Origin of the sequence: Bariatricus sp. SGI.161 (assembly GCF_050313695.1) — a bacterium.
Classification (GTDB): domain Bacteria; phylum Bacillota; class Clostridia; order Lachnospirales; family Lachnospiraceae; genus JAFBIX01.
Genome location: NZ_JBNPLX010000001.1, coordinates 104,722 through 125,841, shown reverse-complemented (window position 1 = coordinate 125,841; position 21,120 = coordinate 104,722). Strand labels below are relative to the sequence as shown.

The 21,120-nt window shown below is 40.3% G+C and carries 18 protein-coding genes; 16 read left to right on the top strand and 2 right to left on the bottom strand.

Features of this window, described 5'->3' with window-relative positions:
• The first annotated feature begins 42 nt into the window (after nt 1-42).
• From ACQRBH_RS00555 to ACQRBH_RS00510, 10 genes are all read left to right on the top strand, one after another.
• Nucleotides 43-297: a hypothetical protein gene (locus tag ACQRBH_RS00555; protein WP_235233111.1), complete on the top strand. Its 255-nt coding sequence runs from the start codon at nt 43-45 to the stop codon at nt 295-297.
• 144 nt (nt 298-441) lie between these two features.
• Nucleotides 442-1,785, top strand: a complete 1,344-nt coding sequence (locus tag ACQRBH_RS00550) for an MATE family efflux transporter (RefSeq protein WP_427760594.1) — start codon at nt 442-444, stop codon at nt 1,783-1,785.
• An 87-nt stretch (nt 1,786-1,872) separates the two neighbouring features.
• Nucleotides 1,873-2,568: a UMP kinase gene (pyrH, locus tag ACQRBH_RS00545; protein ID WP_427742268.1), complete on the top strand. Its 696-nt coding sequence runs from the start codon at nt 1,873-1,875 to the stop codon at nt 2,566-2,568.
• A gap of 18 nt (nt 2,569-2,586) precedes the next feature.
• Nucleotides 2,587-3,138 (top strand): ribosome recycling factor, encoded by a 552-nt coding sequence (gene frr, locus ACQRBH_RS00540; RefSeq protein ID WP_427742266.1) that lies wholly within the window; start codon nt 2,587-2,589, stop codon nt 3,136-3,138.
• Between the two features lie 120 nt (nt 3,139-3,258).
• Nucleotides 3,259-3,981: an isoprenyl transferase gene (locus tag ACQRBH_RS00535; protein WP_235233115.1), complete on the top strand. Its 723-nt coding sequence runs from the start codon at nt 3,259-3,261 to the stop codon at nt 3,979-3,981.
• Nucleotides 3,974-4,780, top strand: coding sequence for a phosphatidate cytidylyltransferase (locus tag ACQRBH_RS00530; protein ID WP_347375868.1), 807 nt, complete (start codon nt 3,974-3,976; stop codon nt 4,778-4,780). The genes ACQRBH_RS00535 and ACQRBH_RS00530 overlap by 8 nt, the downstream gene beginning before the upstream one ends.
• A gap of 52 nt (nt 4,781-4,832) precedes the next feature.
• Nucleotides 4,833-5,975 (top strand): 1-deoxy-D-xylulose-5-phosphate reductoisomerase, encoded by a 1,143-nt coding sequence (locus ACQRBH_RS00525; RefSeq protein WP_427742265.1) that lies wholly within the window; start codon nt 4,833-4,835, stop codon nt 5,973-5,975.
• 8 nt (nt 5,976-5,983) lie between these two features.
• The gene (gene rseP, locus ACQRBH_RS00520) at nt 5,984-7,015 is read left to right on the top strand and encodes an RIP metalloprotease RseP (protein WP_427760592.1); all 1,032 of its coding nucleotides are present in this window, start codon (nt 5,984-5,986) and stop codon (nt 7,013-7,015) included.
• A gap of 876 nt (nt 7,016-7,891) precedes the next feature.
• The gene (locus ACQRBH_RS00515; protein ID WP_235234326.1) at nt 7,892-8,746 is read left to right on the top strand and encodes a DMT family transporter; all 855 of its coding nucleotides are present in this window, start codon (nt 7,892-7,894) and stop codon (nt 8,744-8,746) included.
• 821 nt (nt 8,747-9,567) lie between these two features.
• Complete coding sequence (locus ACQRBH_RS00510) at nt 9,568-10,152, top strand: methyltransferase domain-containing protein (RefSeq protein WP_235231815.1); 585 nt, start codon at nt 9,568-9,570, stop codon at nt 10,150-10,152.
• Nucleotides 10,153-10,383: 231 nt separating this feature from the next.
• Here ACQRBH_RS00510 and ACQRBH_RS00505 read toward each other — a convergent pair whose 3' ends face one another.
• Entirely contained in the window at nt 10,384-11,190 is an 807-nt protein-coding gene (locus ACQRBH_RS00505) for an IclR family transcriptional regulator (RefSeq protein ID WP_235231817.1), read from the bottom strand.
• 162 nt (nt 11,191-11,352) lie between these two features.
• A complete protein-coding gene (locus ACQRBH_RS00500; protein WP_235231818.1) occupies nt 11,353-12,618 on the bottom strand; it encodes a peptidoglycan-binding protein in 1,266 nt (421 codons plus the stop codon).
• A 129-nt stretch (nt 12,619-12,747) separates the two neighbouring features.
• On the opposite strand from ACQRBH_RS00500, the gene ACQRBH_RS00495 reads away from it, so the two are divergent.
• The 6 genes from ACQRBH_RS00495 (at nt 12,748) to ACQRBH_RS00470 (ending at nt 21,094) form a co-directional block, all read left to right on the top strand.
• Complete coding sequence (locus ACQRBH_RS00495; RefSeq protein WP_235231819.1) at nt 12,748-13,947, top strand: transglutaminase domain-containing protein; 1,200 nt, start codon at nt 12,748-12,750, stop codon at nt 13,945-13,947.
• A 201-nt stretch (nt 13,948-14,148) separates the two neighbouring features.
• On the top strand, nt 14,149-15,219 hold the full coding sequence (locus ACQRBH_RS00490) for a carbamoyl phosphate synthase small subunit (protein WP_235231820.1): 1,071 nt from the start codon (nt 14,149-14,151) through the stop codon (nt 15,217-15,219).
• Nucleotides 15,219-18,416 carry a carbamoyl-phosphate synthase large subunit gene (gene carB / locus ACQRBH_RS00485; protein WP_235231821.1) on the top strand — a complete coding sequence of 1,066 codons (3,198 nt, stop codon included), beginning with the start codon at nt 15,219-15,221 and terminating at the stop codon, nt 18,414-18,416. The genes ACQRBH_RS00490 and carB overlap by 1 nt, the downstream gene beginning before the upstream one ends.
• A 212-nt stretch (nt 18,417-18,628) precedes the next feature.
• Complete coding sequence (locus ACQRBH_RS00480; RefSeq protein WP_235231822.1) at nt 18,629-19,252, top strand: cell wall hydrolase; 624 nt, start codon at nt 18,629-18,631, stop codon at nt 19,250-19,252.
• A gap of 160 nt (nt 19,253-19,412) precedes the next feature.
• Nucleotides 19,413-20,078 carry a winged helix-turn-helix domain-containing protein gene (locus ACQRBH_RS00475; RefSeq protein WP_427760588.1) on the top strand — a complete coding sequence of 222 codons (666 nt, stop codon included), beginning with the start codon at nt 19,413-19,415 and terminating at the stop codon, nt 20,076-20,078.
• 8 nt (nt 20,079-20,086) lie between these two features.
• A complete protein-coding gene (locus ACQRBH_RS00470; protein ID WP_427760586.1) occupies nt 20,087-21,094 on the top strand; it encodes a sensor histidine kinase in 1,008 nt (335 codons plus the stop codon).
• Nucleotides 21,095-21,120 lie beyond the last annotated feature (26 nt).

The window sequence follows — 21,120 nt, the reverse complement described above, 5'->3', positions numbered from 1 at the left end:
ATATTTATGATATTAAGTGATAGAGATTGGATGAGGCGAAATATGGAAGAATTATACAGATTGATTGAAGAAAAGATAAAGAAAGCGGGATATCCGGGAGAGATTGATGGAAGAGAGTTTTATGATGAAGTCAGCGATGAAGCAGATTCGCAGGAGAACGGCACATATATTTTTATGATCAAGAAAAGCGATTCCATCTATTATCAGGGATGCATGGAGATTATGGATGAACAATTCGATCTACATTATGTAGATATTCATGATAGCGATAAAGTATATCATGTGGATTTTGATTAAGGTGTATATAGTGTAAAAAGTGCTGATGAACCGGCTTGATTTTGCAAAGTTTTTTGTTGATATATAGTATTGCATTCGTTTTTTTCATTCTTTATAATGATGTGAGTTTTGAGAAAATAAGATTACTTTGGAAGGATGCAGACTATGAAGAGAGATATGACAACAGGAAATCCTGCAAAGATTATTGTGAATTTTACGATGCCGATTTTTATAGGAAACATATTTCAGCAGTTTTATAGTATGGCAGATACCATTATCGTTGGTAAATTCGTTGGAAATGCAGCATTAGCGGCAGTTGGTTCCTGCGGAACACTGGTATTTTTGATTATTGGCTTTCTACAGGGATTGACGGCTGGTTTTACGGTCATTACGGCGCAGCATTTTGGTGCGGGCAATATGAGAGCAATGCGCCAATCAGTGGTGACCGCTTCTGTATTGTCGGCAGTTGTATCTGTAATTCTTACCATTATTAGTATGGTAATGATGCAAGATGTTCTGCGCTGGATGAATACGCCATCTGATATGTATGATCAGGCATATGAATATATTATGGTAATCTGTGGCGGAATTGTAGCGCAGGTATTGTATAATCTGTTATCAAGTATTTTAAGGGCAGTTGGAGACAGTAAGAGACCATTATATTTTTTGATTCTGGCAGCAGGACTGAATATTGTATTAGATCTGGTGTTTATTATTGTGTTCCATATGAGTGCCGGCGGTGCTGCTTATGCAACTGTAATTGCACAGGGGGTGTCAGGACTTTTGTGTCTTGTGTATATTAAGAAGAAGGTACCGATTTTGCATCTGTGTAGGGATGATTGGAGATGGAATACAGACCTTGCAAAATGGCAGATGAAGATTGGATTCCCAATGGCTTTTCAATATTCTATTACGGCTATTGGAACAATTGTCGTTCAGACAGCTCTGAATAGTCTTGGATCAGTAGCAGCGGCTGGATTTGCAGCAGCGGTTAAGATTGAGCAGATTGTAACACAGGCTTACATTGCGCTGGGAACTACGATGGCCAATTACTGTGCTCAGAATGTCGGCGCGGGTAAGATTCTTCGAATTCGTAAGGGATTCTGGTCAGGAACATGGATGGGCATCGGATATGCCATAGCGACAGGTGCACTCATGTTTTTCGCTGGGAAATACATGACGGTTCTCTTTGTATCGGAGAACCTGAACGAAATTATGGGATATGTAGATATATATCTAAAATGTGTCGGGGTGTCGTTTGTCCCGCTGGTGTATGTTAATCTCTATCGCAATGGAATTCAGGGAATGGGCTATGGATTATTACCGATGACAGCAGGAATTGCAGAACTGATTGGAAGAAGCATAGCAGCAGGCGTAGCATCCCATTGGCAGAGCTATATTGGGATCTGCCTGGCAAGCCCTGTTGCCTGGATATTGGCAGCTATATTGCTCATTGTTATGTATTTTTGGATTATGAAGCAGTACAAATTAAAGGGAATGTTGCCGTAGCATATTCCTTTTTTTTTCTTCCTATGATATAATTTAATATAATTATGCGAAAGCAATAACAGAACTGAAAGTAAGGAGCACAGACTTATGAAAAGAGTATTGTTGAAACTCAGCGGGGAAGCACTCGCAGGGGATAAAAAGACGGGATTTGATGAAGCTACTTGTATGGGGGTAGCAAAGCAAGTCAAGCAGCTGGTAGATGATGGTATTCAGGTTGCGATCGTTACTGGTGGTGGTAATTTCTGGAGAGGCAGAACCAGTGAGACGATTGACCGTGTGAAGGCAGATCAGATTGGTATGCTGGCTACCGTTATGAACTGTATTTATGTTTCAGATATTTTCCGTTATGCCGGAATGAAGACAGAAGTGTTCACTCCATTTGTATGTGGTGCATTCACGACACTGTTTTCTAAGGATGCAGCAGTAGAAGCTTTGAATGAAGGAAAGGTGATTTTTTTCGCTGGTGGAACTGGACATCCTTATTTCTCAACGGATACAGGAGCTGTACTTCATGCAATTGAAATAGAAGCGGACGCAATGCTGCTGGCTAAGGCGATTGATGGAATCTATGACAGCGATCCGAAGGTCAATCCGCAGGCAAAGAAGTATGATGAGATTTCCATTCAGGAGATTATTGACAAGAAACTGATGGCAGTAGATTTGACAGCATCTATTATGTGTCTGGAGAATAAGATGCCGATGCTGGTATTTGGACTGAATGAGGAGAACAGTATCGTAGAAACTATGAAAGGAACATTTACAGGAACGAAAGTGACTGTATAAAAATAGGAGGATATCAATATGAATGAAAGATTAAAAGTTTACGAGGATAAGATGAAGAAAACGATGGCTAACCTTGAAGGGGAATTGGGAGCTATTCGTGCAGGACGTGCCAATCCAAATGTGTTGAATAAAATCGTCGTTGATTACTATGGCTCTCCTACTCCGATTCAGCAGGTAGCCAATGTATCTGTACCAGAAGCTCGTATGATTCAGATCCAGCCATGGGAGAAGAACATGCTGAAAGTCATTGAAAAAGCGATTCTGGTATCTGATCTTGGAATCAATCCAACAAATGACGGAACTTGCATTCGTCTTGTGTTCCCTGAATTAACAGAGGAAAGAAGAAAAGAACTGGTTAAGGATGTTAAGAAAAAAGGTGAAGCTTCCAAAGTCGCAATCCGTAATATCCGTCGTGATGGAAATGACGCATTTAAAAAGCTGAAGGGTTCTGATGTATCTGAGGATGAGATTAAAGATATGGAAGAAGATCTGCAGAAACTGACGGATAAGTTTGTAAAAGAAGTAGATAAAGCAGTAGAAGTAAAATCCAAAGAAGTAATGACTGTTTAATAAGAGTTGAGAGTGGGACAGAACCGAAGCCTGTGCATAGAGGGTCTGTCCCTCAATTCATATAAAGTATCAGCAAGAGCGCCGCTATGCGCGCTTTTTGTGTGGAAGGAGAATAATCTTATGAATATACCGCAGCATGTTGCGATTATTTTAGATGGAAATGGACGTTGGGCAAAGTCGAAGGGAATGCCACGGAATTATGGACATGCGCAGGGCAGTAAAAATGTTGAGCGTATCTGTGAAGAGGCATATCGCATGGGAATTAAATATCTGACTGTGTATGCATTTTCCACAGAAAATTGGAACCGCCCACAGGATGAAGTTGATGCGTTGATGAAGCTACTGAGAAATTATATGAAGACTTGTCTGAAAACAGCAGCAAAGAATGATATGAAGATTCGTGTCATTGGAGATATTACAAGGTTGGATGATGATATCCGCACTAGAATTGAAGAGTTGGAAGAAGCAACAAAGAATAACGGAGGATTGAATTTCCAGATTGCAATCAATTATGGAAGCAGAGATGAAATTATCCGAGCCGTCAGAAAACTTGCCAGAGACTGTGTAGATGGAAAAGTACATCCTGATCAGATTGAGGAGAAGACCTTTGAAAACTATCTTGATACACATGATATCCCAGATCCCGATCTTTTAATCCGTACAAGCGGAGAATTGAGACTTTCTAATTATCTGTTGTGGCAGCTTGCGTATACGGAATTTTATTTTACAGATGTCCCGTGGCCGGATTTTTCAAAAAGAGAATTAGAAAAAGCGATTGAACAATATAATGCCAGAGATCGGCGTTATGGAGGAATAAAGGAGGAACAGAAGGAAGATGTTTAAGACAAGACTGTTAAGTGGTATCGTATTAGTAATTGTATTACTTATTACGGTTGGATATGGTGGCAATCTGTTATTCGCATTTCTGGGAATCATCAGTCTGATTGGATTGTCAGAATTGTATAAAGTTGTAGATGTGCAGAATAAGATATTAGGATTTGTTGGATATCTGGCTGCAGCTGCTTATTATGCAATGCTGCTTACTGGAAATATGCAATATGTGATGTTGCTTACCATTCTTTTCCTGGTTCTGGTAATGGCAGTGTATGTATTTTCATTTCCTACTTTCAGGGCAGAGCAAGTAATGACAGTTTTCTTTGGTCTGTTCTATGTTGCTGTTATGTTGTCTTATGTATATCAGACTAGAATGCTCCCAGATGGAGGTGTCGTGGTCTGGTTGATATTCTTAAGCTCCTGGGGTTGTGATACTTGTGCATACTGTGTTGGAATGTTGATTGGTAAGCATAAGATGGCTCCGAAGCTGAGCCCAAAGAAATCTGTGGAAGGAGGAATTGGAGGAATTGTTGGTGCAGCACTGCTGGGAGTTCTTTTTGCCCTGGCGATGAACCAGTGGGGAGGCGCTCAGGCTAATCCGATACATTATGCGGTTATCTGTGCAGTTGGAGGAATGATCTCACAAGTAGGAGATCTTGCTGCTTCCGCAATTAAACGTAATCATGACATTAAAGATTATGGAAAATTAATTCCAGGACATGGTGGAATTCTGGATCGTTTTGACAGTGTAATCTTTACGGCGCCTGTCATTTATTATCTGGCAACATTTCTTGCTGGAAATATCTAAAAAAATACTGTTAAGATGGAAGTTACCATATAATGATTAAGAGAGGATATCTATGAAAAAAATAGCCATATTAGGATCTACAGGGTCAATTGGAACCCAGACACTGGAAGTTGTCAGAGAAAATGGAGATATTGAAGTCCTTGGCCTGGCAGCGGGAAACAATATTCAACTTCTGGAAGCACAGATTCGTGAATTTCATCCAAGACTTGCTGCGGTCTGGTCAGAAGAAAAGGCACAGGAGCTCCGTACGCGTGTCTCAGATATGAATACCAGAATTGTATCGGGAATGGATGGATTGATTGAAGTATCAACAATATCAGAGATGGAAATACTAGTGACAGCGATCGTAGGCATGATTGGCATTCGCCCTACCATAGAGGCGATTAAAGCCGGAAAAGATATTGCGCTTGCTAACAAAGAGACATTAGTAACGGCGGGTCATATTATTATGCCGTTGGCGGCAGAAAAGCATGTGTCGATTCTCCCGGTGGACAGTGAGCACAGTGCAATCTTTCAGTCTTTGCAAGGTAATGACCATAAGGCAATCCATAAGATTCTGCTGACAGCTTCCGGTGGACCGTTCAGAGGAAAAAAACAAGAAGATCTGTTGGAAATAAAAGTAGAGGATGCATTGAAGCACCCGAATTGGTCTATGGGACAAAAGATTACGATTGATTCTTCTACTATGGTAAATAAAGGATTAGAAGTTATCGAAGCAAAGTGGCTCTTTCATGTAGATGTAGATCAGGTACAGGTAGTCGTACAGCCACAGAGCATCATTCATTCTATGGTAGAGTATGTAGATGGTGCCATAATGGCAGAACTTGGGACGCCAGATATGAAGCTTCCGATTCAATATGCACTGTATTATCCAGAGAGAAGATATCTTCCGGGTGAGCGAGTTGATTTCTGGAATTTAGGAAAATTAGACTTTGAAAAACCGGATATGGATACCTTCTATGGATTGCAGTTGGCATATGAGGCGGGGAGAAAAGGTGGCTCTCTTCCGACTGTATTTAACGCGGCTAACGAACTTGCAGTCAGTCAGTTCTTAAAACGTGAGATTAAGTATCTCGAGATCATTGAGATTATTGAAGACTGTATGCGTACTCATAAAAATATTGAGAATCCTACGCTTGAGCAGATATTAGATACAGAAGCAGCAACTTACGAGAGAATTAACAGCAGGAGGTAATTCATAACTTGGGTATTATATTAGCGATTATAATCTTTAGTTTCATTGTGTTCTTTCATGAATTTGGGCATTTTATATTGGCGAAAAAGAATGGAATTGATGTAGAAGAGTTTGCCATTGGAATGGGACCTGCTTTGTGTTCTAAAGAATATAAAGGAACAAAGTATGCAATCAGACTTTTCCCAATTGGCGGTTATTGTGCTATGGGAGAAGATGAGGCAGCAACAGATTCACCGAATAATTTTAATAATAAATCCGTATGGGCACGAATCTCTGTTATTGCAGCAGGGCCGATCTTTAATTTTATTCTTGCTTTTGTATTTGCTGTAATATTAACAGCTATGGTAGGGTATGATCCACCAGTTGTCAGAGAAGTGGAGCAAGGATATCCCGCGGCAGAAGCAGGAATTCAAAAAGGCGATATCATTGTAAAGATGGGCAACAAAAAAATCAATATCTACCGAGAAATCAGTATCTATAATCAGTTTCATCAAGGTGAGGATGTAGAGATTACTTATATTCATGATGGAAAGAAGCAGACCGTTACATTGACACCAAAAATGGATGAGGAATCTGGTTATACGCGTATAGGAATTACAGGATCTGGAAATACAAAGGCAAATATATTTACTTCGATTCAATATGGTGTGTATGAAGTGAAATTCTGGATATGTACGACTCTTGAAAGCTTAAAGATGCTGATTACAGGACAGATTGGAGCGGATCAATTGTCTGGTCCTGTCGGAATAGTCAGCGTAGTGGATAACACATATCAGCAGAGTAAATCTTATGGCCTCTTTATTGTAATTGCTCAGATGTTGAATATTGCGATTCTCCTATCTGCGAATCTGGGAGTTATGAATCTGCTCCCATTACCGGCACTGGATGGCGGACGTCTTGTATTCCTGTTTGTTGAAGCAATCAGAAGAAAAAGAATACCACCAGAAAAAGAAGGATATGTACATCTGGTCGGGATTGCATTATTGATGGTGCTAATGGTATTTGTAATGTTCAATGATATCAGGAGAGTGTTCTTTTAAGTGGGAATTTAGTTGAGTTAGTTGGTAATTGGGTGTGTACGGCGAGAGGATGGATGGGATGGTTGCCATTGCGGAGTCCTTCGCTAAGAATCCATAACAGGAAAAGAAGCAGATATTTTGTGACAAGGCTGATTCACCCCGAAATCTTGATGATTTCGAGGCTCAGCAGCCTTCTCAGATCTGGCTTGAAGCCAAATCTTCGCACAAAATATCTGCTTCTTTTCCTGTAACGGATTCTATCGCTTGTCCAACGAATGGCAACCATCCCATCCATCTTCTCGCCTGACATCACTCCAAATCCGCAACTTCCTCATCTGGGAGAATTCCTGCGCGTCATGCAGAGGGAAAAATCATAGTAAAGATATTGTCAAAAAACTGGCAGAATAACTAACTGATTCTTCCATTGAAATAATGATAAATAGTATAAAAACAACGCTCCCCATTGCGCTTCGCGCTAGAAATTCCTCCAGATGAGTTTGTTCAGTAATTGGGAATGTCAGGCGCAAGGGAGTTGGATAGGCTGGTCTGTATCCGTCTAGCCAAGCGATAGAATCCGTTACATAAAAAAGAGTTGCAATTCCGTGTGAGAATTTGACATCCAGCCAAATTCGAAAGGACTGCTGAATCGAGAAATTATCCAAATTTCTCGGTGAATCAGTCCGGTCACGAAATTGCAACTCTTTTTTCTGTTATGGATTCTCAGCGAAGGATACCGGAAACAGACCAGCCTATCCAGCTCCCTTGCGCCGTACACACCCAATTACCAACTAACTCATCTAAATTCCCATAAAGATTGAAAAATGCATATTTATTCATTATAATATATAAATATTGCGATGTTTTGAGCATAACAATTCGACTCTGGAGGATGACAAGATGAAAACGAATAAGAGAGCAATTTTGAATCTACATATAGCAGTAATGATGTTTGGACTATCAGGTGTAATTGGTCAGTTTGTAGAGATACCTTCGGTTATGGTTGCTTTTGGGAGGGTGGCATGTTCTTCGGTTTTGTTATTGTTAATGATGCGAATGAAAAGAGAGCCGTTGAGGTTGAAGGAGAAGAAAGATTATGTATTGATAATTGTAACGGGTATGATATTGGCAGTACACTGGACTACGTTTTTTCAGTCAATACAAGTATCTTCTGTAGCGATTGGAACGATTACTTTCTCGACATTTCCACTGTTTTTGACTTTTCTTGAACCGTTAGTCTTTCATGAGAAGCTTTATAAACAGAGTGTTATTGGAGCAATGCTGTTGATGATAGGTGTATTTATAACAATTCCTGAATTTTCCATAGGAAATCAGACGACAGTTGGAATCATCTGGGGAATGATCTGTAGTTTGACATATGCATTCTTGACCTTGGCAAATCGTTATTTTTCAGATAAATATGATGGTAAACTAATATGTTTTTATGAGCAAGGAACAGCTGCAATTGTGTTAATTCCGGCCTTATTTTTGTTAAATGTACACTGGAGGAGGCAAGATATAGTAGGTGTAGCATTTATTGGATTTGTGTGCACGGCATTTGCATATACATTATATGTAGATGCACAAAAGAAAGTAAAAGCGCAGACGGCGGGACTTATATCAGGAATGGAAACGGTGTATGGAATATTATATGCCTTAATCTTTTTGGGAGAAATTCCAACCATACGAGAAGTAATAGGAGGAATGATGATTCTAGGTGTCGCACTTTTCTGTTCTATACAAAAGAATAATTAACAATGAAATATCAGAAAATATATTAATATTAGATGAGGATAGAAATATTAATAATAAATTTGAAATATATATTGACAAATATACCAATTAGTGTTAATATCTAATTACAAAATAACAAAATTGATTTATAAAACAGATAAAAATCATTTGTTATCAGAATCAACAGCAATGTTGAAAAAGTTCCGAGAAATAAGGCGCTAAGTATCGGAAAAAGTTTATGAAAGGAAGGTACAAGCCACCAAAAACGTAAACTAAATCTTATAATTTAAAGAAAGTAAGAGGTATAGACCATTGGATAGTGAGTCAAAATAAGAACGGATGCGAAGTAATTGTTTTTTGCATCCGTTCTTATTTTGTGAGGAAATATAAAAGTAAAACGGGTTAATTGTCAGTGAATTCGACATATAAAGAAAAATAATAAAAAAATACATGGAAACACTAAAAATATATTGACAAATATTGATTTGGGTGATAATATATAATCATAAAATAACAAATCGGAATTGTAAGACAGACGCGAGCTGTAAACAATCATTTGTTATTAAAATCAACATCAATGTTGAAAAAAGATTTCCGAGAAAATAAGGCGCTAAGTATCGGGAAGAGAAGTTTATGAAAGGAAGGTACAAGCCACCAAAAACGTAAACTGAATTTTAAAAATTAAAGAAAGTAAGAGGTACAGACCATTGGATAATGAGTCAATATAAAGGCGGATGCGAAGTGAAAGATATTTGCATCCGTTTTTATATTGTGTTACCATACATTCGATAAGAGTAATTAAGTTGGGATGGAACAGATCCTGGCGGAGAGGGGAATACAAAGTGTCTGTTCATGATAATGTGCGAAAAGAGTATGGGAAAATAGCTTTGGAGTTGTATGGGGAATCTGTTCTGACTGAGACAATTTCGCCAGAGAATATGTCTGAAAATGTAGGATATACATTCGAGGAATTAGCGATGGCTCCCGAGGGAGCGAATATGGGACTTGGTTGTGGAAATCCTCATCGAAAAGCGCAGATTCAGCCTGGGGAGATCGTACTGGATCTGGGAAGCGGAGCAGGATTGGATTGCTTTATTGCCGGAAAGATCGTGGGAAGAAGAGGACGTGCGATTGGAGTGGATATGACTCCAGAGATGTTATCACGTGCCAGAACTATTGCAAAAGAAAATAAGATTCGTAATGTGGAATTTCGTCTTGGAGAGATTGAAAATCTGCCGGTTGCAGATAATACGGCAGATGTCTGTATCTCGAATTGCGTGATTAATATGTCTGATAATAAACTGCGAGTTTATAAGGAGATATTCCGTGCATTGAAGCCCGGTGGAAGAATATCAATCTGTGATATTGTGATCATGAAGGAGCTAACAAAAGAAATGCAGGAAGATGAAGCCATGCACTCATGCTGAGTGTCTGGCGCTTCTTCAGTTGAAGAATTGGAAAAGATTGTAAAGTTTGCCGGATTTGAGCAGGTGGAGATTACGACGAAGCCTGTCTCAAAAGAATATGAACAACGCTGGGGGCGGAGCCTGTCAATAGGAGAATACATTATGTCATCTTCTGTGACAGGGCGAAAACCTGAGATTCTATAACAATAATAGCCAAAGGAAGCCATAGATACGAATGGCTTCCTTTGGTTATTACTGTATTTCCATGAATTTTCCCTGTGGTCCGAACGAGAATAAGGAACGAGTGATCCAACTTGATGCTTCTTTAAGTGCAGGGACATATTTTTCTAATTCACTCACATCTTCTACACCGATAAATCCGCTGAACGAAAGAGCGGCAATTACGGTTCCTTCAATATCCCTTACTGGAACAGCAACACAGCTTCCTCCTTCTGTAGACTCATGATTATCAAAAGCATAACCGCGCTTTGCTGTAATGCGAAGTTCTTGCCAGAATAGATTCGGGTCTGTGATTGTATGGCTGGTCAAAGGAACTAGATTGCTTGCCTCAATAATTGCTTCGGCATGGGAAATAGGAAGTTCTGAAAGGAAAACCTTTCCTCCTGCACAGGCATAAATTGGAAGTTCAGAATAGATGGGAGGAACGTAATCAACAATTTTATTCGTCCTGGATTGCTGAAGAATAATACAGGAAGTCCCTTTGCGGATCAATAAGTTCATTGCCATATTATATTCATTGGTATAATGCTGCATGATCAGAGATGCAACGTCTTGCAGTGCGATATATAGATTATTGCGCTCTGTTACAAAACTAATCTTTTGACCAGTTATGTAACGACTGTCATTCAATTGAAATACCCACCCCGATAATTCTAATGTTTTTAAAATACGAAACGTAGTGGAGGGGTTTAGCTTACATGTTTTTGCAATTTCATTAACACCAAGTGGTGACTTAGAAGTTCTTAATAAATCCAATACTTGCAGGGCACGTTCCACCATTTTGATCGTTTCGGTATTTTTTTGCTCTCTCTCTTCCATAGATATAACTCCTTTCGACCTCTTCTTGTGTCCTTATGCGTAATGAAACACATGATATAGAATATCTAACTTAAATATATGCTGTATTTTGTGAAAAGTCAACTATATGGCATCTGAAAATAGAATAAAAATTGGATGGTTTTCCATAGATAAATTACAATTTTATACAAGTTCAGCAATTCTGGATACGCCTACATATACCTCGGAGATTTTATACCAGGTGCTGTAATCAACAACACCGGTGGCCGGCAATCCGAAGACGGATTGGAATTTTTGTACGGCAGCAGCGGTAGCTGGACCGTAGATGCCATCAGCGGTGACCTTGGGAATTGCAGGGTATGCACTGGCAATGGTATTGAGTTGTTCTTGCATCTGGCGGACTTTGGGGCCAGAAGAACCTTGCTCCAGATTATATCCTGGCCAGGAAGAAGGGATGCCTGAGATGGCTTCGGCGGTATTAATGTACATGTCGTCACCGTAATAGTAGCGCAGGATTTCAATAGGGGTATATCCCTGTTCTCCCAGAGACATCGAACCCCATTGTGTCATCCAGTTTGGACATTGAACACGCCTTCCGTCACAATACTGGGTCAGAATCGGCTGGCGTACATTTGGACGTGACAGATAATCAGCAAAAAGTTCATCTACGATTACGGAGATGGTGTCAAATACATTCCTCTCTGGGATCCATTTGTGGTCAAATGCTGTAGATGAAGTTATGGTGAAGTCATAGCCTTGATTTCGGTACCATTCAGTATATACTCGATTCAGAGTGAAGGACATAATTGCCAGAACATTTGCCCGGATAGTATTTGCCGGCCATGTGGCATAGATTTCACTGGAGGCAACATTTTTGATATAATCCTTGTATTTCACATAATAATTTTGTGCAGTAGAATCTCTTGGACTTCCATCATGAACGACAATGTATTCGGGGACAACGACGCGGCTTAGAACGATTTCGCCGGTTTCATTCATAGGTTTGATCTCATCTTCCGGTATTTTAGCGGGATATGTTCCATATAATGTGTGTGCAGGGATGACAAAAACTTCTTCTGATGGTTCTGGGGTATCAGTTGGGCGAAGAGAGATGTTTTGAATTGCGGTAACGTCTGGAAGCAGTTCGGCGCCGGCAATGCTGACAGGTTCGTATCCGGGAGCCTCTACTTGGAATGTATATTCTGCATAAGGTTGTTCTTCAATCGCAGGATTTGTACTATACTCTAAAGGAGGAGTATTTAGTTCGATGACTTCTGTCTGACCGGAGGAATCTGTTTTTAATTGTTCTAATTGACTTTCTGGAACACCAGTATATGAAATGGATATGGTGGCATCTGCAATCGGATATGCATTAATTTCAGATGTAATATTAATCTGTAGTTTTCCTTTATCAGGTGTATCCAACTGATTGGGATTCATTGCATTCATAAAAGTACCTCATAGAGAATCTATTACAATTAGCATATGAAATCAGAGAAGAAAGCGTTACTTGTATTGTACATTTTTGTGAGAATGAATATAATGTGAATAGAATATTGGTAAGACTGAGGAGGATGAATGAGAAGAAGAAAGAAGCGAGGATGCCTATATGCATTGACGACGGTGGTCGGTGTATTTTGTATGTTGCTGTTCATTATATATGTAACAGGTGAAAAATTAAATATTCAAAAAGAAGCAAAAAAAACCGTATCTATACCATATCAGGAGATAGACGCAGAATTGGAAGAAAGCTTGGGAGAAAAGTATTATTATCAGCAAATTGGAGCTGAGGAACAAGCAATCTATCAGGAAATTCTACAGGGAATCAAGGAGAATGTAGATGAAATTTATACGCATGGGTCAGATGCGGACAGAACGATTCAGTTATTTCAATATGTTTTAAAAGATTATCCTGATATATTCTGGTGTGATGGGACGGCAACAGCAACTGCGTATGAGGAGGAAGAGTCCTATACTATATTGCGGCCGGATTATATATATAATAATGAAGAAAAGACTGTTATGAAAGAGGAGATTGAAGATACAGTGTTGGACTGTCTCTCGGGAATATCTGCAGAGGAATCAGAATATCAGAAGATACTGTATGTCTATGAATATATTGTTAATACAGTGGATTATGATCAAGAAGCTTCTGATAATCAGAATATTTACAGTGTTTTTGCGCACCATCGTTCTGTGTGTGCCGGGTATTCCAAGGCGACACAATATCTGTTGGAAAAATTGGGGGTATTCTGTACTTATGTGACTGGAACGACGACAGGGGGGCAGAGTCATGCATGGAACCTGGTGCGTTGTAACGGAGAGTATTATTATGTGGATACGACATGGGGAGATCCAGTGTTTCAGGCAGCGGAGGGTGAAGAAGTGAACCAGCTGCAGAATATTAGTTATGACTATATGTGTTGTGATGATACGGAACTTTTGAAAAATCATACGCCGGATAATGACGTGGAACTTCCATCTTGTACAAGAATGGACTGTAATTACTATGTGATGAATGGAATGTATTATGATTCTTATGATGGGGAAATCATACTTCAAAAGATGAATGATATCATCTCGTCCAAAGGAAATCCAGTGGTGTTGAAATTTAAAGACAGTGGAGTATATGGTCAGGCACATGATGACATTTTTCAAAATATTATTCACAAGGCAGCGCAGAATCTGGCATCCTGGTATGGGCTGACAGAAGTGAAGTATCAATATATGGATGAACCGGAGCTGAATAAGATTACGATTTATTGGCAGTATGAGTAAGATTTAAGAAGAATTAGTGGTTGAAAAATGAATCTATTTGTAGTATAATTTTTACAATTTGTGGAGACGAGGATTGTCGAAGAGTGATAGAATAAAACAAGGCGGTTTTGTGCTTGCACAAACTGCCTTATTTTTTGGAATTATAGCTGTTTCGGAGGGATGTTCGTCCTGCATAAATTAAGGAAGGGAAAAGGTGAATATATGAAAGCATTTCTTATATTGGAAGACGGGACCGTCTTTACCGGAACCAGCATAGGTTCAACAAGAGACATGATTAGCGAGATAGTATTTAATACTTCAATGACAGGTTATCTTGAGGTGTTAACTGACCCTTCTTACGCCGGACAGGCCGTTGTAATGACCTATCCATTAATTGGCAATTATGGAATTACGCCGGATATGGAATCGAAAAAGGCATGGCCGGACGGGTATATCGTAAGAGAATTATCCAGAATGCCAAGTAACTTCCGATGTGAAGGCAGCATTCAAGATTTCCTGAAAGAACAGGATATACCGGGAATCGCGGGAGTTGATACCCGGGCACTGACGAAGATATTGCGTGAAAAAGGTACCATGAATGGAATGATCACTACGAATGAGAATTATGATCTGGAAGAAATCATCCCGAAGTTAAAAGCTTATGTGGTAGGGGACGTAGTATCAAAAGTCACATGTAAGGAAAAATATGTCTTAGAAGGTGATGGACCGAAAGTTGCGCTGATGGATTTTGGCGCGAAGAATAACATTGCCAAGTCTTTAAATAAGCGGGGATGTGAGGTGACAGTATATCCGGCAGACACTTCTGCAGAAGAGATCATAGAATCGCAACCGGATGGAATCATGTTATCGAATGGGCCTGGAGACCCGGCTACCTGCGTATCTATTATCAAAGAAATCAAAAAATTATATGATTCAGAGATTCCAATTTTTGCAATTTGTCTGGGACATCAGTTAATGGCTCTGGCAAATGGTGGGAAAACCTATAAGTTGAAATATGGACATCGTGGTGGCAATCATCCGGTGAAGGATCTAAGTAATAATCGTGTGTATATTTCTTCACAGAACCATGGATATGCAGTAGATGGCTCAAGCCTGGATCCGTCGGTTGCAGAAGAAGCATTTATCAATGTCAATGATGGAACCAACGAAGGACTTTCATATGTTGGGAAGAATATCTTTACCGTACAGTTCCATCCGGAAGCATGCCCTGGTCCTCAGGATTCGGGTTATTTGTTTGACCGGTTTATGGATATGATGAAAGGAGCAAAATAATGCCTAAAAATAAAGATATAAAAAAAGTATTGGTGATTGGCTCCGGTCCTATTATTATTGGACAGGCAGCAGAGTTTGACTATGCAGGTACACAGGCCTGCCGTTCATTAAAAGAGGAAGGCCTGGAAGTTGTTCTTTTGAACTCTAATCCGGCAACGATTATGACAGATAAAGATATTGCAGATCGTGTATACATTGAGCCGTTGACTCCAGAGGTAGTGGAACAATTGATCTTGAAGGAAAAGCCAGATAGTGTGCTTCCGACTCTGGGAGGACAGGCAGGATTGAATCTTGCAATGGAGCTGGAAGAATCAGGCTTTTTAAAGGAGCATGGGGTTCGTCTGATTGGAACAACATCGGAGACTATAAAAAAGGCGGAAGACCGTCTGGAATTTAAGGCTACCATGGAAAAGATTGGGGAGCCTTGTGCAGCATCTCTGGTCGTAGAAGATGTGGAGTCTGGTATTAAATTTGCAGAAGAAATTGGTTATCCGGTCGTTCTGCGTCCGGCCTATACATTGGGAGGAAGCGGCGGCGGTATCGCACACGACAGAACGCAGCTGGTAGAGATTCTGGAAAATGGACTTCGTCTTTCTCGTGTTGGTCAGGTTCTGGTTGAGCGTTGTATCGCCGGATGGAAAGAGATCGAGTATGAGGTGATGCGTGACAGCAATGGTAACTGTATTACTGTATGTAATATGGAAAATATTGATCCGGTCGGCGTTCATACCGGTGACAGTATCGTTGTAGCACCTTCTCAGACGTTGGGAGATAAAGAGTATCAGATGCTTCGTACTTCGGCATTGAATATTATCAGTGAGCTGAATATTACAGGAGGATGTAACGTACAGTATGCATTGCATCCAGAGACATTTGAGTACTGTGTTATCGAGGTGAATCCTCGTGTCAGCCGTTCTTCGGCACTTGCATCTAAGGCAACAGGATATCCGATTGCCAAGGTTGCGGCTAAGATTGCACTTGGTTATACTTTGGATGAGATTAAGAATGCGGTTACGAAGAAGACTTACGCAAGCTTTGAGCCTATGCTTGACTACTGTGTAGTAAAGATTCCAAGACTTCCATTTGATAAATTTATCAGTGCAAAACGTACACTGACGACTCAGATGAAGGCAACCGGAGAGGTCATGAGTATCTGTGATAATTTTGAAGGTGCCCTTATGAAGGCCATCCGTTCTCTGGAGCAGCATGTTGACAGTCTGATGTCTTATGACTTCTCTCATTTATCCAGAGAGGAATTGCTGGAAGAGCTGGAGGTGGTGGATGATCGCCGCATCTGGAAGATTGCAGAGGCGATTCGTCAGGGAATCACCTATGATGAGATTCATGCGATTACCAAGATTGATAAGTGGTTCATTGACAAGATTGCGATTCTGGTTGAAATGGAACAGAAACTGCAGAACAGTACACTTGATGCTGAGACCTTAAGAGAAGCAAAGCGTATGGAGTTCCCAGATAATGTGATTGCAAGACTGACCGGTAATACAGAGCGTCAGATTCACGATATGCGTCATGAATATGGAATTACGGCTTCTTATAAGATGGTTGATACCTGTGCGGCAGAATTTGCGGCTGAGACACCATATTATTATTCCGTATACGGAAGTGAGAATGAAGTAGAAGAGACAACCGGCAAGAAGAAGGTTCTGGTGCTTGGTTCTGGTCCGATCCGTATCGGTCAGGGTATTGAGTTTGACTTCTGCTCTGTACACTGTACGTGGGCATTTGCAAAAGAAGGTTATGAGACGATTATTGTAAATAACAACCCAGAGACGGTTAGTACCGACTTTGATATTGCGGATAAATTGTATTTTGAACCATTGACACCGGAAGATGTGGAAAGTATCGTTGATCTGGAGAAACCAGATGGAGCAGTGGTACAGTTTGGCGGACAGACAGCTATTAAACTGACGGAATCTTTGATGAAGATGGGCGTTCCGATTTTAGGAACATCTGCTGAAAATGTAGACGCTGCAGAAGACCGTGAGTTGTTTGATGAGATTCTTGAAAAATGTGGAATTCCAAGACCGACAGGTGGAACTGTATTTACTGCGGAGGAAGCCAAAGAGGTTGCAAACAGACTGGGCTATCCGGTATTGGTAAGACCTTCTTATGTACTTGGTGGACAAGGAATGCAAATTGCAATTAATGACCACGATATTGATGAATTTATTGGTATTATCAACCGAATCGCCCAAGATCATCCAATTCTGGTAGATAAGTATCTACAGGGCAAAGAGATTGAGGTTGATGCAGTATGTGACGGTGAAGATATCTTGATTCCTGGTATTATGGAGCATATCGAGCGTGCCGGAATCCATTCTGGCGATAGTATCTCCGTATATCCGGCACAGAGCATTTCCGATAAGACAAAGCGTACGATTGAGGATTATACGAAGAAGCTTGCGCAATCACTTCATGTAATTGGATTGATTAATATTCAGTTCATTGTGGTGGGAGAGGATGTCTATGTCATTGAAGTGAATCCCCGTTCCAGCCGTACCGTTCCTTACATTAGTAAGGTGACTGGAATTCCAATCGTACCGTTGGCTACAAAGGTGATTATTGGAAATAAGATCAGAGATCTGGGATATACGCCGGGGCTTCAGCCGGAGGCGGATTATTTTGCAGTAAAGATGCCGGTATTCTCCTTTGAGAAGATCCGCGGTGCAGATATCAGCCTTGGACCAGAGATGAAATCCACCGGTGAGTGTCTTGGCATTGCCAAGACATTTGACGAGGCATTGTATAAGGCATTTCTTGGAGCTGGTATTAAATTGCCGAAGCATAAGAATATGATCATTACAGTGCGTGATGACGACAAAGAAGAAGCTGTGGAAATCGGACGCAGATTTGAAAAGATAGGATATAAGATTTTTGCAACAAAGGGAACGGCGGATGCATTGAAAGAAGCTGGTGTAAGAGCCAATGCAGTTAATAAGATTGAACAGGAATCACCAAATCTTATGGACCTTATCCTTGGACACAAGATAGACCTTGTCATTGATACGCCGCCACAGGGTGCTGATCGCTCCAGAGATGGATTTATCATTCGAAGAAATGCGATTGAGACAGGTGTCAACGTCCTGACGGCTATTGACACAGCGGAGGCGTTGATTACTAGTCTAGAGAATACAGATATCAAAAAATTGACATTAATAGACATTGCGACAATATAATATGGTTGCTTTGAAGAAAAGGAATGTGCAGATATGCATGTTCCTTTTTTTAGTAAAAGCAACTTTTTTGTTGACAGATTATTTTGAATATGATAATATATCTCACGTTGTGTTATGTAACAAATTTGTAATAATTGTAATAAAGTTTAAAGAAATGAATATACTTTATTAAAACAATGTTCATACATTGCAAAATAGGAGGGTATAAATTTATGATAAAAAATAAGAGACTGAGTTCGATGTTCGTGTTTTTGGCAGCATGTTCACTGATGGCAACGGGGTTTACCAGCCAGGCAGCCTCTTTACAGTCTGAGACAAACCATACAACAGGGATAGAGACAGCTGACATACAGACTACAGCGATGCAGACAATATCTGAAGAATTCGTGGCTTCCGCCAGTGAAGTTACAGCAGAGGGTCAGCAAATGGCAGCTGAAGAAACAGCCAGAAGAGAACAAGAAGCAAAAGAACAGGCAGAAAGAGAGGCACAGGCTGCGAAAGAATTGCAGCAGAAGCAAGAACTTCTGGCATCTATCATATTTTGCGAGGCAGGAAATCAGCCATACGAAGGACAAGTGGCGGTAGGAGCTGTTGTTCTAAACCGCGTGAACAGCGGAAGCTATCCCAATAGCATAGAAGAAGTCATCTATCAGCCAGGCCAGTTCGGTCCGGCATCCACAGGATGGCTCAACCAAGTCAGAAATTCCGGCGGTTACACCGCAACAGCCCTACAGGCTGCAGCAGATGCACTGGCAGGAGCCAACCCAGTTGGCGGGTGCCTGTACTTCGACAAAGGCGGATGTGGAACCAAAATCGGAGATCATTACTTTCATTAGTAAAATGTTAAAATGGGGACGTAGTAAAATGCAATTTTACTACGTCCCCATTTTAAAAATGCCCTGTACCCAAATTAAGATTTTATGAATTTTTATGTGAAATATACACAAGAATATTAAAATCCTGTACACTGTTGTTTGATAAGGAGTGAAGACAACGATGTACAGGATTTTAATTATTGAGGATGATATGACGATTGCGCATGCGCTTGCTAATCATTTGGAAAGATGGGATTATGAAACGCGGTGTGCGGAGGATTTTAAGTATGTAACAGAGGTTTTTCTGGAGTATGATCCGCAGTTGGTGCTTTTGGATGTTATGCTTCCGTTTTTTAATGGATTTCACTGGTGCCAGGAGATTCGAAAGATATCGAAGGTGCCGATTATTTTTCTGTCTTCAGCCAATGACAATATGAACATTGTGATGGCTATGAATATGGGTGGAGATGAGTATATTGAGAAGCCGTTTGATCTGAATGTAGTGACGGCGAAGGTTCAGGCTATCTTGCGAAGGGCGTATTCTTTCCAGGGTTCGGTCAATGTGATGGAATATCGTGGGGCGGTATTGCATTTGAACGATGCGGTGATCAGTTATCGGAATCGGGAATTAGAATTGACAAAAAATGAATTTCGCATTTTGCAGATGCTGCTGGAGAATCGGGGAAAGATCGTCTCGCGAGATGATCTGATTACGAGACTCTGGGAGAGCGATGAGTTTATCGATGACAATACTTTGACGGTCAATATTGCCAGGCTTCGGAAGAAATTAGAGCTGGATGATATGATCCGCACAAAAAAAGGGATAGGATATATGGTGGAGCAATGAGGATAGTGATGTCATTTTTGCGAGAGCGGACCAGAGAGATATGCTTGTATATGGGGCTGGTCGGAATATTTATTGTAATGTTATTCTTATATAATGTTCCGTTGGATGCGGTTCAATATATTGTGTTATTGATGATTTTGTGGGGAGTTTTCTGTGGAGCAATCGGATTTTTCCGATATCGGAGGCGTCATGAGGCACTTTTAAAGGTGGAAAGGAGTCACGGAAAATGTCTGGATGATCTGCCACAGCCGGAAGGTATGCTGGAAGATGATTATCAGAGAATTGTACGACTTTCTGATAATCTGATCAGAGATATGGAATCGACAGCTCGTATTTCCAAGCGGGAGATGGAAGATTATTATGGAATGTGGATACATCAGATCAAGACACCGATTGCGGCAATGCATGTCTTACTGCAATCCTATGAAAATGGAGATGTAGTTGATCAGATTCTGACTAAAAATATAAAAATGGAACTTTTCAAGATTGAACAGTATGTAGAGATGGTCCTTACTTATCTTAGAGTAGAGGATATGTCGTCGGATTTGTCTCTGAAAACATATGATTTGGATGATATCGTGAAACATGCAGTCCGTAAATATTCACAGCCATTTATTTTGAAAAAGATTAAGTTAAATTATACTACAATAGATATTCAAGTTCTTACAGATGAAAAATGGCTTCTCTTTGTTATTGAACAGATTCTGTCAAATGCATTGAAATATACCAAAAGTATGGGGAGTATTGCCATTTATATGGAAGAGACAAAGCAAGGAAAGTGCCTTGTGATAGAAGATACTGGAATTGGTATTCAGCCAGAAGATTTGCCGCGTGTGTTTGAAAAGGGATTTACAGGATATAATGGCAGGACAGATAAAAAGTCTACTGGGATTGGTCTGTACCTGTGTAAAGTGGTTATGGACAGGCTTCGGCACAGCATATGGATCGAATCAGAGGTTGACCAGGGAACCAAGGTGTTTCTATGCCTTTCCAGAGATGAAGGCTACTTCGAATAGAATCCATTCTTACAAAGATGTAAGTT

What these genes read in the sequence shown, in the direction of transcription:
- ACQRBH_RS00525 (WP_427742265.1), top strand. Translation starts at nt 4,833, where the DNA reads ATGAAAAAAATAGCCATATTAGGATCTACAGGGTCAATTGGAACCCAG.
- ACQRBH_RS00505 (WP_235231817.1), bottom strand. Translation starts at nt 11,190, where the DNA reads ATGGAAGAGAGAGAGCAAAAAAATACCGAAACGATCAAAATGGTGGAA.
- frr (WP_427742266.1), top strand. Translation starts at nt 2,587, where the DNA reads ATGAATGAAAGATTAAAAGTTTACGAGGATAAGATGAAGAAAACGATG.
- ACQRBH_RS00490 (WP_235231820.1), top strand. Translation starts at nt 14,149, where the DNA reads ATGAAAGCATTTCTTATATTGGAAGACGGGACCGTCTTTACCGGAACC.
- carB (WP_235231821.1), top strand. Translation starts at nt 15,219, where the DNA reads ATGCCTAAAAATAAAGATATAAAAAAAGTATTGGTGATTGGCTCCGGT.
- ACQRBH_RS00555 (WP_235233111.1), top strand. Translation starts at nt 43, where the DNA reads ATGGAAGAATTATACAGATTGATTGAAGAAAAGATAAAGAAAGCGGGA.
- ACQRBH_RS00535 (WP_235233115.1), top strand. Translation starts at nt 3,259, where the DNA reads ATGAATATACCGCAGCATGTTGCGATTATTTTAGATGGAAATGGACGT.
- ACQRBH_RS00495 (WP_235231819.1), top strand. Translation starts at nt 12,748, where the DNA reads ATGAGAAGAAGAAAGAAGCGAGGATGCCTATATGCATTGACGACGGTG.
- ACQRBH_RS00480 (WP_235231822.1), top strand. Translation starts at nt 18,629, where the DNA reads ATGATAAAAAATAAGAGACTGAGTTCGATGTTCGTGTTTTTGGCAGCA.
- ACQRBH_RS00515 (WP_235234326.1), top strand. Translation starts at nt 7,892, where the DNA reads ATGAAAACGAATAAGAGAGCAATTTTGAATCTACATATAGCAGTAATG.
- ACQRBH_RS00500 (WP_235231818.1), bottom strand. Translation starts at nt 12,618, where the DNA reads ATGAATGCAATGAATCCCAATCAGTTGGATACACCTGATAAAGGAAAA.
- ACQRBH_RS00550 (WP_427760594.1), top strand. Translation starts at nt 442, where the DNA reads ATGAAGAGAGATATGACAACAGGAAATCCTGCAAAGATTATTGTGAAT.
- ACQRBH_RS00470 (WP_427760586.1), top strand. Translation starts at nt 20,087, where the DNA reads ATGTCATTTTTGCGAGAGCGGACCAGAGAGATATGCTTGTATATGGGG.
- ACQRBH_RS00475 (WP_427760588.1), top strand. Translation starts at nt 19,413, where the DNA reads ATGTACAGGATTTTAATTATTGAGGATGATATGACGATTGCGCATGCG.
- pyrH (WP_427742268.1), top strand. Translation starts at nt 1,873, where the DNA reads ATGAAAAGAGTATTGTTGAAACTCAGCGGGGAAGCACTCGCAGGGGAT.
- ACQRBH_RS00530 (WP_347375868.1), top strand. Translation starts at nt 3,974, where the DNA reads ATGTTTAAGACAAGACTGTTAAGTGGTATCGTATTAGTAATTGTATTA.